Source organism: Micromonospora sp. RP3T, from assembly GCF_003027925.1.
Lineage (GTDB): Bacteria > Actinomycetota > Actinomycetes > Mycobacteriales > Micromonosporaceae > Micromonospora.
The window spans coordinates 1-14,969 of sequence record NZ_PYPS01000024.1; the positions used below are offsets into that span (position 1 = coordinate 1).

Below are 14,969 nucleotides of genomic sequence, written 5' to 3' on the forward strand. Positions count from 1 at the left end.
CCGGCGCAGCGGGCCGTCGCGGAGCAGGTGCTGACCGCCGTCCCGGGTGGCGCCGACCGGCTGCTCTACGCCCGGGTCGACCTGATCCCCGGCCCGGACGGCGTGCCCGTGCTGGTCGAGTTGGAGCGGGCGCCGGGATCGGCCCGGTGCTGGTCGGCGTCGTGGCCGGGACGCTGCCCGGCGTCGGTGCGCCGCCGTCCGATCGCGCGCCGTCCGGTCGCGCGCCGTCCGGTCGCGCGCCGTCCGGTCGCGCGCCGTCCGGTCGCGTCGGACCGGCCGTCGGCGGGGTGGCGTCCGGGGGCCTGGCCGGGGTGTCCGGGGCGGTGGAGGTCGGGGTCTCGACGGCCGGCGGGGCGGTCTGGGCGGGCACGCTGGACGGGGTCTCGACGGCCGGCGAGGCGGCCTGGGCGGGCACGCCGGTCGGCGTCGGCTGGCCGGCGGCCGGGACCAGCGGCACGAACAGCGCGTAGCCGTGGGTGCCGGGCGGCACGACGACCGGGATCGCCCAGGCCGGTTGGCCCTCCCCGCCGGGCCACGGCACCGGCGGCGGCGCACCCTCCGTCGGCGGCAGCACCAGCAGGTACGGCTGTGCGGCGGGCGGCAGGTCGCCCGTCGGAGACCCGTCCGCGGAGGCGGGACGGGGCGGCTCGGAATGCTGTGCCGGCTCGGGCAAGACGCGCTCCTCGATCACAGGGTGTCGTCACTGTAGGGCCCGCCCCGACCGCTCCGCCGCCCCGGTTGTCCGTTCGGCCAGCCGAGCCTGACCGGTCGTGGCACCGGTGCGGATCGAACCTTTGCCGCTTCCGGCCCGTACCAGTGCGCGGGAGGTCGATCACATGGGCACACGTCGCGCGCTCGTCGCGTTCGCCGTCATCGGCACGACGCTGCTGCTCACCGCCGTCCCGGCGAGCGCCCACGGCGCGCCGACCAGCCCGCTGAGCCGCGCGGCGGCATGCGGGCCGGAGGGCGGGCGGGCGGACACACCGGCCTGCCGGGCCGCGATCGCGGCCGGCGCAGCGGTACGGGAGTGGGACAACATCCGGGTGGCCCGGATCGACGGGCGGGACCGGGAGCGCATTCCGGACGGCGAGCTGTGCAGCGGGGGGCTCTCCGCGTACCGCGGGCTGGACCTGCCCCGGACCGACTGGCCGGCCACCACGCTGACCGCCGGCGCCCGGCACACCTTCCGCTACCGCACCACCATCCCGCACCGGGGCACGTTCCGGTTCTACGTCACCACCGCCTCGTACGCCCCGGACTCGCGGCTGACCTGGGCCGATGTGGAACGCAAGCCGTTCCTGTCGGTGACCGACCCGCCGATCCGCGACGGCGCGTACGAGATGCCGGGACGACTGCCGGCCGGGCGCACGGGCCGGCACCTGATCTACGTGATCTGGCAGAACTCGAACACCCAGGACACCTACTACTCCTGCTCCGATGTGATCTTCCGCGCCGCCTCGCGGGCCACCCGGCCGGCCGCACCGGCGGCGAGCGCGGCGGCCCCGCGTACCCGCTCGGAGTCGGCGACCGCGGACGCGCCGGGAGTGCCGGTCGCGGCGGTGACCGGGACCGGCCCGTTCTCCCGGCCGCTGGTCGTCGGCGCGTCGGCGGCGGTGGTGGTGGTCGCCGCGCTGCTCGCGGCCGTGGTCGGCCGGCGGATGCGGCGGGCCGGCGGCCCGCCGCCCGGGCGGCCGTGCGGGGTCCGCAACCATCGCGCCGGGCGGCGCCGGATCTGGTGAGTCGACGGCCCGGGCGCGGCCCGGGTCGTCGCGCGGGCCGGTGACCGGCCGCGCAGTCACCCGACCGGTCGCTCCCGCGTTGCCCCGGTGTCGGACCCGCCAGGGCAACGCAGAGGAGTGTCGATGTTCCTACGTCTCGCAGTGGTACTCACGGTGCTGGCCGCCGCCGTGCCGGTCGGCCCGTCCGCGTCGGCGGCGCCACCTGTCGCCGCCGACGACTTCTCGCTGACCGTCGCGCCCGCCGCCGTCACGGCGGTGGCCGGACATCCGGCCCGGGCGACCGTCGACACGGCCACCACCGGCGGGGCGCCGCAGCCGGTGGCGCTGCGGGTGACCAACCTGCCCGCCGGCGTCTTCGCCACCGTCACGCCGGCCACGGTGACGAGCGGCGCCTCGGCCGCTCTGTCCGTCCAGACCTCCGTCTCCGCCCGTGCCGGCACCTTCACGCTCGTCGTCGAGGGCGTCGGCGCGTCGGCGCGGCACCAGGCGGCGCTGCGGCTTGTGGTGCGGACGCCGACCGCCGTCCGGGCCGCCTTCTACTACCCGTGGTTCCCGGAGGCGTGGCGTCAGCGCGGGCTGGACCCGTACACCAACTACCGGCCGGGCCGGGGACGCTACACCGTGGACGAGACGGTGGTCCGGGACCAGGTGGCGGACATGCGGTACGGCGGCATCACGGTCGGGCTGGCTTCCTGGTTCGGTCAGGGCACCACCACCGACCGGCACTGGCCGGCGCTGTTCCGGGGCGCCCGGGACACCGGGTTCGCCTGGGCGCCGTACTACGAGCCGGAGGGCACCGGCCGGCCCACGCCCGACCGGATCGCCGCCGACCTGCACCACCTGCGGAGCACGTACGGCGGGGACCGCTCGGCGCTGGCCGTGCTGCCCGGCCGGGGCATGGTGGTCTTCGTCTACAACGCCCACGATCTGACCATGGCCGACGGCTGCGAGACCGTCGACCGGTGGGTCCGCGCCCGGTCGCTGCTCCAGCGGCTCTGGGGCGAGTCCATCTATCTCAGCCTGAAGGTGTTCTCCGGCTATCGCCACTGCGCCAACAGCGTCACCGTGGACGCCTGGCACCAGTACGCCCCGGCCCACGCCGAGTCCGACTTCAGCGGGGCGCCGGGCGGCGGGTACTCCGTCTCGCCGGGCTTCTGGAAGGCCGGGCTGTCGTACGGGCACTCGCCGTTCCTGGCCCGGAGCCTGGACCGGTGGCGGGCCGGAGTGGCCCGGATGACCGCCTCCGGGGCGTTCTGGCAGCTCGTCACCACGTACAACGAGTGGGGCGAGGGCACGGCTGTCGAGAGTTCCGTGGGGTGCCGGGGCGTCGCGCCGGCCGGCGCGCTCTGCGACTGGAGCGGTGGTGGCCGGTCCGACTTCGTCACCGTGCTGCACGACCACCCGCCGATCGTGACGTCCGGCTGACGTCGACGCGCGGCGTCGACCACGCGCCGCCGCCGCGCGACCGTCGCGTTCCGCTGTCCAATTAACGCATTGCCGCCCCCGAGTCGGGGCGTCCCCATTCACAACTGCGCCATTGTTGCGACGCGGCGCGTCGCGGCGGTGGCGCAGTTTTTCGTGATGCCGGACGCGCGTGGCGCGGCGACGTGAAAGCCCTGCGCCTACCGCCTCTGGGCTGGGAATGTGTCTCGTCTATCTATGAACCACTGCGGGCCGGTTCGTTTATTGCACGTGTCGTGGTGCTGACGTTTCAGGAACTGGAAGTCCGCTGTTAACCCTCCGTACTCTTTGCGTATCCGAGCCGCCACCCCGTGCTGCGGGTTCGTCCCTTACCGGGCTCCGGGAAATCGATTCACTTCTCCGGCGGACGGTTCTGCATCAAGTACCCGTCATCAACGTGGCTCACGCCGCTCGTGCCGCCCATGGGGGTTGACATGAACAGAGTCGGATCCGGAGTTCGCGACCGGCGAACCGAGCCGGAGGCGCAGCTCCAGGTGCTGCACGAGGCGGACGAGGGCCGCCCGCCCCGACTGACCGTCATCGTGCCCACCCGAAACGAGGCGGAGAACGTCCCGATCCTGCTCGCGCGGCTCGGCCCGCTGCTGGCGCCGCTCGACGCCGAACTCCTCGTGGTCGACGACAGCGACGACGGCACACCGGGCGTGCTCACCCGGGTGGCCGCGGCGGCGTCGATCACCGTACGGCTGCTGCACCGGCCGCCGCACGACCGCGCCGGCGGACTGGGCGGCGCGGTCCTGCTCGGCACCGCGCACGCCCGCGGCGAGTGGGTGCTGGTGATGGACGCCGACCTCCAGCACCCGCCGGCCGCGGCGGCCACGCTCGCGCGGATCGCCATGCGCCACGACGTCGACGTCGTGATCGGCACCCGGTACGCCGGCAGCGGCTCCCCGGGCGGGCTCGACGGGGCTCTCCGGACGGCGACGTCGTCCTGGGCGACCCGACTGGTGAAGGGCATGTTCCCGCGTCGGCTGGCCACGGTGACCGACCCGATGAGCGGGCTGTTCGCCTTCCGCCGGGCCGCGGTACGCCTGGACCGGATGAACCCGACCGGCTTCAAGGTGCTGCTGGAGCTGCTGGTACGCCATCCCGGCGCCCGGGTCGCCGAGGTGGCGTACGACATGGCGCCCCGGCACGGCGGCCGGTCGAAGGCGTCCCTGCGGGAGGGCGTGACGTTCCTGCGGCACCTGGCCCGGTTGCGGGGCCGCCGCCTCGTCGGGCAGATCCGGCGGAGCCCGCGCACCCACGTCGAGCGGCTGCGTGAACTGGGCCGGATGATCGCGTTCGGCATGGTCGGGCTCTCCGGCATGGTGGTGAACACCGCCGTGCTCTGGTTCTGCTACGAACCCGCCCGGATGCACCACCTGATCGGTGCGACGCTGGCCACCCAGGTCTCCACCTCGTGGAACTTCCTGCTGATCGACAGCCTGATCTACCGGCGGAACCGGCACGGCTCGTTCGCCGCCCGAGCGGCGAGGTTCTTCCTGCTCAACAACGCGTTGCTGCTGCTGCGGCTGCCCGTGCTCCAGGCCCTGGTGTGGGCGGGGGTCGGCATCCTGGTGGCCAACGCGGTCACCCTGGTGGCGCTCTTCCTGGTCCGTTTCCTGATCAACGACCGGGTCATCTACACCGCCGTCGACAAGGCTCGACGCGACCCGGTGCGGTTGCTCGTCGCCGGCGCCTCCGAGACCCCCAGCACCCCGTCGCGCCGTCGCTACCAGTACCTCAAGTACCGCTACGACGTCGCCGGCGTGGTGACCATCGGCTCGCAGATCATGCTGCCGGAGCTGGAGTTCTTCCGGGCCCAGTGGGTGCCCGACTCCGAGGTGGACATCGCGGTGCGGGTCAGCGACATCGGCGGTCGCGGGCCGCAGCGCCGCGCGGCCATGACCCAGTACGCCGACCAGTCCGTGCTGCGCTACGAGGAGCAGCTCGGCCGGTGGGGGGCGAACTTCCGCATCCAGCTCGGACCGCCGATCGAGATCCAGGTCGGCCCGCTGCTGGCCCACTCGCCGCACGTGGTCTACACCAACATCATCGAGGCGCTGCTCCGGTTCGTCATGGTGGCCCGGGGGCACATGCTGCTGCACTCCGCGTGCGTCACGCTCGACGGGGTCGGGGTGATGCTCTCGGCGCTCACCGACACCGGCAAGACCGCCACCGTGCTGCGGCTGCTCCGCGACCACGGCGGTCTGTTCCTCTCCGACGACATGACGATCGTCCGGCCGGACGGGGTGGCGACCTGCTTCCCCAAGCCGCTCACCATCAGCGCGCACACGCTCCGTGCGGTGCAGGCGCAGGACCTGACGCCCGCCGAGTGGCGGCGGCTGCAACTCCAGAGCCGCCTGCACTCCAAGGGCGGCCGGTCCCTGGCGCTGACGCTCAGCCGGTTCAACCTGCCGATCATGGGGATCAACGCGGTCACCCAGTTGCTGATCCCGCCGCCGAAGTACAGCGTCGACCGTCTGGTGCCGTGCCGGATCGGCACCACCACCCGGGTGGAGGAGCTGTTCGTCATCGAGCGCGGCAAACCCGACATCACCGAGCTGGACGCCGCCGACACGCTCGACCGCATGATCGACAACACCGACGACGCGTACGGGTTCCCGCCGTTCCGGTACCTCGCGCCGTCCATCACGATCGACGGCCAGGGGTACGGCCAGCTCCGGGCGCGGGAGCGGGACATCCTCGCCAGCTTCCTGTCCCACGTCCGCAGCCGGGTCGTCGTCTCGGACAACTTCGGCTGGGCCGACGAGATCCCCCGGCTGCTGCGGGAGGAACGCGCCGGCCGGGGCGCCCCGATGGTGCCCGCCCAGCCGTGGCCGAGCTGGAGTGGTGACCTGACCGTGGCGGGAGAACCGGCGTGAGCGTGAGCCATCCGGCCACCACCGACAAGCTGCCCGAGCAGCGCGGCGGCGACGCGCAGCGACCGGCCAGGTCCGCGCCACCGTCCTGGCTGCCGGCGCTGCGGCGGCCACGGTGGAAGGTGGCCGGTGGACTGACCGGGGTCGCCGTCCTGGCGCTGTTCGTCCGGACGTGGCAGATCGACGCGTTCGGCTTCAACAGCGACGAGGCGGTGTACGCCGGGCAGGCCGCCTCGCTCGCCGGCAACCCCCGCTACACCGAGTACTTCCCGGTCTTCCGGGCCCACCCGATGCTCGTCCAGGCGCTGCTCTCGCCGTTCTTCCGGGCCGGCGAGGTGGACGTGGCGGGCCGGCTGGTCGTCGTGGCGCTGGGCGTGCTGACCGTGCTCGCCGTGTACCCGCTGGGCGCCCGGCTCTACACCCGGCGGGTCGGGCTCATCGCCGCGCTGTTGCTGGCCGTGATGCCGTACCACGTGGTGGTGACCCGGCAGGTGCTGCTGGACGGGCCGATGGTGCTGCTGGCCACGCTCACGCTGTACTGCATGGTCCGGTTCGTCCAACGGCAGGACGCGCTCTGGTACGTGGCCACCGCCGCCATGCTCGGCCTCACCATGCTGGCCAAGGAGACCAGCATCGTGCTGGCCGGCAGCGTCTACGCGTTCCTGGCGCTCACCCCCGGCGTACGCCGGCCGGTGCGGGCCACGCTGCTGGCGTTGCCGGTGCTGGCGCTGGTCTTCGCCACCCATCCGATCTCCCAGGCGCTGGCCGGCCGCACCGAGACGGGCCGCAACTATCTCGTCTGGCAGTTGTTCCGGCGCCCCAACCACCCGATGTCGTTCTACCTGGAGAACGTGCCCTCGTCGATCGGGCTGCTGGTGCTGCTCGCCGCGTTCGGGGGTCTGTGGTGGGCCCGCCGGCAGCGGAGTTGGCGGGAGACGCTGCTGCTGTCCTGGATCGCCGTGCCGGTGGTCTTCTTCCAACTCTGGCCGGTCAAGGGTTTCCAGTACCTGCTGCCGGTCGTGGTGCCGGTGGCGGTGCTCGCCGCGCGGGCGTTGGCCGTCCTGCCGGTGCCGGCCCGGGTCGCCGCCGTCCCCCGGCGGGTGATGCCCCGGGCCCGGGTGCACCTGGTGGTCCGGCTGGTGGCCGTCGCCACGGTCGCGCTGAGCCTCCTCGGACCGTGTTGGCGGGCGGTGAGCCAGCAGGGTGGGGCGCACTTCCTGGCCGGCTCCGGCGGCGTGCCGGGCGGCCGGGAGGCCGGACGGTGGTTGACCGACCACACGCCGGACGGGTCGGTGATCCTCACCCTCGGCCCGTCCATGTCGAACATCATCCGCTACTACGGCCAGCGGCAGAGCTACGGGCTGTCGGTCAGCCCGAACCCGTTGCACCGCAACCCGTCCTACGTGGCGCTCAACAACCCGGACGGGTGGCTGCGCAACAACAACCTGCACTACATCGTCTGGGACTCGTTCTCCGCGCGTCGCTCGACGTTCTTCGCCGACCGGCTGGCGACCCTCGTCCGGCGCTATCACGGCCGGATCGTGCACACCGAGTACGTCGGCGGCGCCGACGCCTCCGGTCGCGCCGTTCCCGTCCCCGTGATCATCATCTATGAGGTGCGTCCATGACCCGTCGGATCGTTTCCGTGCTCCGGCGCCGCGCCGGACGGCTGGTGGCCGTCGCCGTGCTGCTGGCGCTGTCCGTGGTGACGGCGACGTCGGCCGCCGCGTCGGCCGCCCCGGCGACGCCGGCCACACCGACCACGCCGATCGAGAACGTGGTCTTCCTGATGCAGGAGAACCACACGTTCGACAACTACTTCGGCACCCGGCCCGGGGTGGACGGCATCCCGAAGGGCGTCTGCATGCCGATGCGGGCGGACCTGCCGGAACCCTGCGTCAAGCCGTTCCACATCGGCAAGCTCGGCGCGATCGACCTCGACCACTCCGCCGACGCGTTCGCCCAGCAGTACAACGGCGGCCGGATGAACGGCTTCGTGGAGGGGGTGAGCAGGGCGGGGAAGGACGGCCGGATGGCGATGGCCTACTACGACGACCGCGACCTGCCGTACTACTGGAACCTGGCCGACGAGTACGTGCTCTTCGACCGCTTCTTCAGCTCGTCGCACTCCGGCAGCATCCGCAACCACATGTACCGGGTCACCGGTGGGCCGGGCGCGGCCGGCAAGGCGGAGACCATCCCGGCGACCGGCTGGGGGAACATCCCGACCATCTTCGACCGGCTGGAGGCGGCCGGGATCAGTTGGAAGTTCTACGTGCAGAACTACGACCCGACCATCACGTTCCGGTCCCGGGTCGAGGAGGAGGACATCGACCGGGGCGCGCAGGTCATCTGGGTGCCGCTGCTGGGGTACGCCCGCTACGTCGACGACCCGCGCCTGTTCTCCAAGATCGTGGATCTCGACGAGTACTACGCGGACGCGGCCCGGGGCGACCTGCCGGCGGTCTCCTTCATCGCGCCGGCCGGCAACAGCGAGCACCCGCCGGGCAACATCGGCGCCGGTCAGAACCTGGTCCGGGCGCTGCTGACGCAGCTCATGCGGTCCCCCGAGTGGTCCTCCTCGGCCTTCATCTGGTCGTACGACGACTGGGGCGGCTGGTACGACCACGTCAAGCCGCCGAAGGTCGACCAGTACGGCTACGGGTTCCGGGTGCCGGCGCTGCTGGTCAGCCCGTACGCCCGGCGCGGACGGGTCGACTCCACCACGCTCGACTTCACCTCGGTGCTCAAGTTCATCGAGGTCAACTGGCGGCTGAAGCCGCTCGCCAGCCGGGACGCCAAGGCGAACACGTTCCTCGACGCGTTCGACTTCGACGCGCCGCCCCGCCCCGGCGTCCTGCTCAGCGCCGAACGCACCACCGTCGCGTTGCGGCGGCCCGACCCCCGGCCGGTCTACGGCTCGTACGCCACCGCGCTGCTGCTGGTCGGCGCGCTGGTCGGCGCCGCGGCCGTCCGGGGCCGGCGGCGGTCGCGGTGAGCGCCGCCCGTCGGCTGCTGCCGCCGCTGCTCCTGGTGCTCCTGGTCGTCCTGCTCACCCCGGCCGCCGCCACCGCGGCGCCCCGCTCCGCGCTGCCCGGCACGCTGCACCTGCAGATGGTGCCGCCGATCCGGGGCGTGCCGGTCGCGGTGGACGGCAACACCGGCCGCTCGGACGCCAAGGGCCGGGTGAACATCCGGGTGAAGAACTTCCTCGGGCTCGACAATCGGCTCACGGTCGGGTCGGCGACGGTCGGCGTCGACCGGAAGGTGGTGCTCGACCGCATCCGGGGCAGCGTGGACCACGGCGTCCGGGACCGGATCGTCGAGGTGGGCCTGCGCACGATCCGGCGGGTGAGCTGGCGCTACACCGACCGGTTCGGGTCGCCGGTGCCGCTTGAGCGGGCGACCGCGATGCGGCTGCGCAGCAACACCGGCGAGATCATCGAGCTGACCGGCGACCAGTTGGCCAAGCCGCTCTGGGTCGCCGAGAGCCGCACCCAGCAGGGGCCCCGGGGGCTCGTCTCGAAACGTCTCTACTACGTGGTGGACGCCGTGGTGGTGGACGGCACCTCGGTGGTCAACCGGGCCGGCCAGAAGTTCGTGCCCTGGGACCGGCAGGCCTGGGTGGTGCAACTGCTCTTCTTCAAGGTGTCGTTCACCGCCTCGGACATGCTCTTCCCCCGGCGGGCCGGCAGCGGGATCCAGCTCACCCGGGCCGACGGGCGGGTGCAGCGGCTGGGGTTCGGCCCGGACGGCACCGTCCTGGTCCCCGACCTGCCCCGGGGCACCTACACCCTGACCGTCCGTGGCGGCGGCCTCTCCTTCGGCCGGCCGGTGACCATCAGCCGGGACCAGGAGGTGACGCTCACCGTGATCAGCATCGTCGACCTGACCCTGGTGGCGGTGGGCGTGCTCGGAGTGGCCGTCGGGTTGGTCCTGCTGGGCCGCCCGCACCTGCGCCGCCCGTTCCGGGCGCTCCGTCGCGCCGCGCGGCGCGACGGTCGGCGTCGCTGGCGGCCCCGCGCCGCCGCCGGCCTGGTGCTGGTGCTGCTGGCGGTCGCCGCGGCGAGCCTGCCGGCGGGTCGGGCCCAGGCCGCGTCCGCCCGGTCCGGGCCCGGGCCGGCGGCGACCCCGACGTCGTCGCCGGTTCCGGTGCTGGCCTACTACTACATCTGGTTCAACCCCAGCTCGTGGAACCGGGCGAAGAGCGACTACCCGGTGCTCGGCCGCTACTCCAGCGACGACCAGGAGATCATGCGGCGGCACGTCCGGATGGCCAAGGCGGCCGGGATCACCGGCTTCCTGGTCTCCTGGAAACACACCGAGCAGCTCGACGAACGACTCGCCGCGCTGGTCGAGGTCGCCCGCGCCGAGAGCTTCCGGCTCGGCATCGTCTACCAGGGCATCGACTTCAGTCGTAAGCCGTTGCCGCTGGCCACGGTCCGGACCGACCTGGCCCTCTTCGCCGAACGCTACGCCGCCGACCCGGTCTTCGGGATCTTCGACCAGCCGGTGGTGATCTGGAACGGCAGCGACAGGTACTCCGCCACCGAGGTCGCGGACACCGTCCGCCAGGCCCAGGAGAAACTCCAGGTCCTCGGCACCGCCAAGAGCGTCTCGGTGGTGAACAGCCAGTCGACGTTGGACGGGCAGGCGTACTACTGGTCGTCCGCCGATCCGCTCGTCGACAAGAGCCGGGACAAGCTCACCGCGATGTCCCGGGCCGTCCATCTCCGGGGCGGGCTGTGGATCGCCCCGGTCTCGCCCGGCTTCGACGCCCGCCAGATCGGCGGGAGAAGGGAGGTGCCCCGCCGGGACGGCGAGACCCTGCGCGCGTCCTTCGCCGCCGCCCGGCTCTCCCAGCCCGACGCCCTCGGCGTCATCAGCTGGAACGAGTTCACCGAGAACACCTACGTGGAACCGAGCGAACAGTGGGGCAGCAGGTACCTGGAGGTCCTGGCCGACCTGCTCGGCGTCGCCCCGCACCCGGACGCGCAACTGGACAGCAGCGCCGAGGGTGACGACTGGGGCCTGCCCGCCTGGGCCGCGCTGATCCTGGCGGTCGGCGCGGTGGTCCTGGTGCCGCTCTGGCTGTATCGCCGTCGACGGCGCGCGCGAGCCGCCGCCACACCGTCGACCCCATCCGGCGCCACGCGGTCCGAGGAGGCGCCGCTCCACCACTGACCGGGCGACCCGATGTCGCGGCCGGCCCGGACCACCCTCCACATCGTTCTGGAGGACCGATGACAACTCGATCCCGATCCCTGGCCCGTCTTCTCGCGCCGGCACCCGTCCTGCTCCTGGCCGTCACCGCCGTCGCTCCGCCTGTCGCCGCGGCACCCGCCGGCACCCCGGCGAAACCGCACGTCACCACCGCGGCCCAGGTGGCCCGGGCCGCCGCGGCCGTGACGCTCAACCCGGTCGCCGACGCCTGGGTGGACGCCTCCCACCCGACGGTCAACGCGGGGCGGACCGCCTCGCTCCGCGTCGACGCCGTGCCACGGCAGGTCGCCTACCTGCGCTTCGAGGTCGCCGATGTGGCCACGGACCCGACCGCGGTGCTGCGTCTCTACGTGGAGACCGCCAGCAGCACCGGGGTGGACGTACACCCCGTCGCCGACAACAACTGGGACGAGAACACCATCACCTATGGCAACGCCCCACCGATCGGCGCGACTGTCGTCCGCAGCGGACCGGTGGGCGCGGACACCTGGGTGTCGGTGAACGTCTCCTCGCTGGTCACCGGCAACGGGCCGGTGACCATGGCGCTCACCACCACCAACGACACCGGCCTGCGGGTGACCAGCCGGGAGGGCGTCGACAAGCCGCAACTGATGACGCCGGCGCCGCCCAACCCGTCGCCGTACGTGGTGACCAGGACCGGGGCGACGACCTACCGGGCGGCCTCCGACGTCACCGGGGAGACCTACACCGGCAGTCTCAAGACCGTGCTGGAGAGCGCCGTGGTCGAGCTGAACCGGCTGGGCGGCGGCACGGTCCGGTTCGAGGCCGGCACGTTCGACTTCGGCGCCGAATACATGAAACTGGAGGGCGTCCGCAAGGTGACCTTCGTCGGCGCCGGCATGTACGACACGCTGATCCGCAACGACAACTCGTCGGCGGGGGACACCGAGCCGTTCAACACCAAGGGCTGGGACGGCGTGGTCGTCCGGGACCTCGCGGTCTCGGCCGGCGGGGCGTTCCGGAGCACCAGCGACGCGCTCGACTTCGACGACGGCAACAACATGGTCGTGGAGCGGGTGCGGGTGACCGCGTCCCGGGGGCGGGGCATCGTGTTCGACGGCAAGAACCAGACCTGGACGTCGATGGGCAACACGGTTCGGGACTGCGTCATCAGCGGCGCCCAGAGCGACGGCGTCGAACTGCTGGCGACAAGCGGTGACACGGTCACCGGCTGCACCATCACCAACGTGGGCGGGCACGGCATCCAGGTCAACCGCGCCTCGTCCACCGCCGACCAGCCGAACAAGACGGCCGACCACAACCTGATCAGCGACAACGTCATCGACCAGGCCGGGCAGGACGGCATCAACATCAACAGCGGCACCGGCAACCAGATCATCGACAACCACGTCACCGACAGCTCCGACGACACGCCGAACCGGGACGGCATCCGGGTCACCACCGCGACCGGGATCACCTGTGTCGACACCGTGGTCAGTGGGGACGTGGCCATCGACGACCAGACCGTCAGGACGCAGCGTTACGGGCTCTACGTCACCGAGGGCTGCAACGCGACTGTGGTCGGGCCCGGCAACACGTTCACCCCGAACCGGGTGAGCGCGGTCCGGGACGCCGGCAACGGCACCATCTTCCGGTAGCGTCGCGCGTCCTCAGGCACCGGCGAGGATCTGGTCGATCTCGGCCAGGTCCTCGCCGGCGAGGTCCAGGTCGTCCAGCGCGGCGACGTTGCCGGCCAACTGCTCGACACTGCTCGCGCCGATGATCAGGCTGGTCATCCGGGGGTCGCGCAACGCCCAGACCAGGGCGAGCTGGGCCAGGCTCTGCCCCCGCCGCCGGGCCACCTCGGCGAGCGCGCGGACGGTCGCCATCCGCGACTCGTCCAGGTCGCTCTCGTTGAGGAAGACGCTGGTCCGCACGCGCGAGTCGGCCGGGATGCCGCCCAGGTAACGGTCGGTGAGCAGGCCCTGGGCCAGCGGGCTGAACGCGATGCACCCGGCGCCGACCTGGTCCAGCGTGTCCAGCAGGCCGTCGGACTCGGTCCAGCGGTTGAGCATCGAGTACGACGGCTGGTTGATCAGCAGCGGGGTGCCCAGGTCCCGGAGGATCTCGGCGGCCCGGGCGGTCTGCTCCGAGTCGTAGTTGGAGATGCCCACGTAGAGCGCCCGGCCCGAGCGGACGATCGCGTCCAACGCGCCCATCGTCTCCTCGAGCGGAGTGTCCGGGTCGAACCGGTGCGAGTAGAAGATGTCCACGTGATCCAGGCCCAGCCGGCGCAGCGACTGGTCCAGCGACGAGATCAGGTACTTCCGGGAACCCCACTCACCGTACGGGCCGGGCCACATCAGGTAGCCGGCCTTGCTGGACACCACCAGCTCGTCCCGGTACGGCTTCAGGTCGGTGGCGAGCAGCCGGCCGAACACCTCCTCCGCCGCGCCCGGCGGCGGGCCGTAGTTGTTGGCCAGGTCGAAGTGGGTGATGCCGAGGTCGAAGGCGCGGCGGACGATGTCGCGCTGCCGTTCGAAGGGCCGGTCCGGCCCGAAGTTGTGCCACAGGCCGAGGGAGATGACGGGCAGCTTCAGCCCGCTGCGGCCGCTGCGCCGGTAGAGCATCGAGTCGTAACGGTCGTCGCTGGCGAGGTAGGTCACCCGATCATTCTGCGCCCACCGCCGAACCGGTGTGCGGGCACCGGGGCGCGGGTAGCGTCGGAGCCATGCGTTTCGTGCGGCTCGACACTCCCAAGCCCATTTCCAAGATCGGTCTCGGCACGTGGCAGTTCGGCTCCCGCGAGTGGGGCTACGGCGCCGACTACGAGCGGCGGGCGGCCGAGATCGTGCGGCGGGCGCTCGACCTCGGGGTCACCCTCTTCGACACCGCCGAGCTGTACGGCTTCGGCCGCAGCGAACGCATCCTCGGCGCGGCGCTCGGCCACGACCGGGCCAAGGTGGTGGTGGCCAGCAAGATATTCCCGCTGCTGCCGGTCGCCCCGGTGGTGCAGCAGCGGGCGGTGGCCTCCGCCGCCCGGCTCGGCGTCGACAGCATCGACCTGTACCAGGTGCACCAGGCCAACCCGGTGGTCGCCGACACCACCACCATGCGCGGCATGCGCACGCTCCAGGACGTCGGGCTGGTCGGCGAGGTCGGGGTCAGCAACTACGACCTGCGCCGGTGGCGGTTCGCCGAGGCCGCGCTGGGCCGCCGGGTGCTGAGCAACCAGGTCCGCTACAGCATGATCGACCGTGGCCCGGAGGAGGACCTGATCCCGTACGCGGAGCAGGCCGGCCGGATCGTCATCGCGTACAGCCCGCTGGCACAGGGGTTCCTCTCCGGCCGCTACGACGCCGCCAACCCGCCGTCCGGGGCGGTGCGCCGGGCCAACCCGTACTTCCTGCCGGAGAACCTGGCCCGGGGTACCGAACTGATCGCCACGCTGCGCGAGGTGGCCGACGCGCACGACGCCACGCCGAGCCAGATCGCGCTCGCGTACGTGCTGCGGCACCCGAACGTGGTGGCCATCCCCGGCGCGTCCGGGGTGGAGCAGATGGAACGCAACGCCGCTGCCGCCGACATCGACCTGACCGACGACGAGTACGCCGCGCTGGTCGCCGCCGCGCACGCGTTCCGGCCGGTCACCGGCCTGGCCGCGATGCCCCGGCTGATCCGCGCCCGACTGGGGAAGTGACCG

The 14,969-nt window shown here is 72.5% G+C and carries 10 protein-coding genes; 9 read left to right on the forward strand and 1 reads right to left on the reverse strand.

Annotated elements, in window-relative coordinates; translation table 11 throughout:
- Nucleotides 1–146 precede the first annotated feature (146 nt).
- From C8054_RS32065 to C8054_RS19525, 8 genes are all read left to right on the forward strand, one after another.
- Nucleotides 147–470 (forward strand): hypothetical protein, encoded by a 324-nt coding sequence (locus C8054_RS32065; protein ID WP_158273872.1) that lies wholly within the window; start codon nt 147–149, stop codon nt 468–470.
- 366 nt (nt 471–836) lie between these two features.
- A complete protein-coding gene (locus tag C8054_RS19495; RefSeq protein WP_107158249.1) occupies nt 837–1,739 on the forward strand; it encodes a lytic polysaccharide monooxygenase in 903 nt (300 codons plus the stop codon).
- Nucleotides 1,740–1,862: 123 nt separating this feature from the next.
- A complete protein-coding gene (locus C8054_RS19500; RefSeq protein ID WP_146179938.1) occupies nt 1,863–3,164 on the forward strand; it encodes a hypothetical protein in 1,302 nt (433 codons plus the stop codon).
- Nucleotides 3,165–3,634: 470 nt separating this feature from the next.
- Nucleotides 3,635–6,085, forward strand: coding sequence for a glycosyltransferase (locus C8054_RS19505; protein WP_158273873.1), 2,451 nt, complete (start codon nt 3,635–3,637; stop codon nt 6,083–6,085).
- A complete protein-coding gene (locus tag C8054_RS19510) occupies nt 6,082–7,710 on the forward strand; it encodes a glycosyltransferase family 39 protein (protein WP_146179939.1) in 1,629 nt (542 codons plus the stop codon). The genes C8054_RS19505 and C8054_RS19510 overlap by 4 nt, the downstream gene beginning before the upstream one ends.
- Entirely contained in the window at nt 7,707–9,080 is a 1,374-nt protein-coding gene (locus tag C8054_RS19515) for an alkaline phosphatase family protein (RefSeq protein WP_107158253.1), read from the forward strand. The genes C8054_RS19510 and C8054_RS19515 overlap by 4 nt, the downstream gene beginning before the upstream one ends.
- Nucleotides 9,077–11,266 carry a hypothetical protein gene (locus C8054_RS19520; RefSeq protein ID WP_107158254.1) on the forward strand — a complete coding sequence of 730 codons (2,190 nt, stop codon included), beginning with the start codon at nt 9,077–9,079 and terminating at the stop codon, nt 11,264–11,266. The genes C8054_RS19515 and C8054_RS19520 overlap by 4 nt, the downstream gene beginning before the upstream one ends.
- A 59-nt stretch (nt 11,267–11,325) precedes the next feature.
- A complete protein-coding gene (locus tag C8054_RS19525) occupies nt 11,326–12,924 on the forward strand; it encodes a DNRLRE domain-containing protein (RefSeq protein WP_107158255.1) in 1,599 nt (532 codons plus the stop codon).
- A gap of 12 nt (nt 12,925–12,936) precedes the next feature.
- On the opposite strand, the gene mgrA is transcribed toward C8054_RS19525, so the two are convergent.
- Entirely contained in the window at nt 12,937–13,932 is a 996-nt protein-coding gene (gene mgrA, locus C8054_RS19530; protein WP_107158256.1) for an L-glyceraldehyde 3-phosphate reductase, read from the reverse strand.
- A 65-nt stretch (nt 13,933–13,997) separates the two neighbouring features.
- Here mgrA and C8054_RS19535 point away from each other — a divergent pair, with 65 nt between their 5' ends.
- Nucleotides 13,998–14,966, forward strand: coding sequence for an aldo/keto reductase (locus C8054_RS19535; protein WP_107158257.1), 969 nt, complete (start codon nt 13,998–14,000; stop codon nt 14,964–14,966).
- The last annotated feature ends 3 nt before the right edge of the window (nt 14,967–14,969 follow it).

What these genes read in the sequence shown, in the direction of transcription:
- C8054_RS19525 (WP_107158255.1), top strand. Translation starts at nt 11,326, where the DNA reads ATGACAACTCGATCCCGATCCCTGGCCCGTCTTCTCGCGCCGGCACCC.
- C8054_RS19500 (WP_146179938.1), top strand. Translation starts at nt 1,863, where the DNA reads ATGTTCCTACGTCTCGCAGTGGTACTCACGGTGCTGGCCGCCGCCGTG.
- C8054_RS19535 (WP_107158257.1), top strand. Translation starts at nt 13,998, where the DNA reads ATGCGTTTCGTGCGGCTCGACACTCCCAAGCCCATTTCCAAGATCGGT.
- C8054_RS19515 (WP_107158253.1), top strand. Translation starts at nt 7,707, where the DNA reads ATGACCCGTCGGATCGTTTCCGTGCTCCGGCGCCGCGCCGGACGGCTG.
- C8054_RS19505 (WP_158273873.1), top strand. Translation starts at nt 3,635, where the DNA reads ATGAACAGAGTCGGATCCGGAGTTCGCGACCGGCGAACCGAGCCGGAG.
- C8054_RS19495 (WP_107158249.1), top strand. Translation starts at nt 837, where the DNA reads ATGGGCACACGTCGCGCGCTCGTCGCGTTCGCCGTCATCGGCACGACG.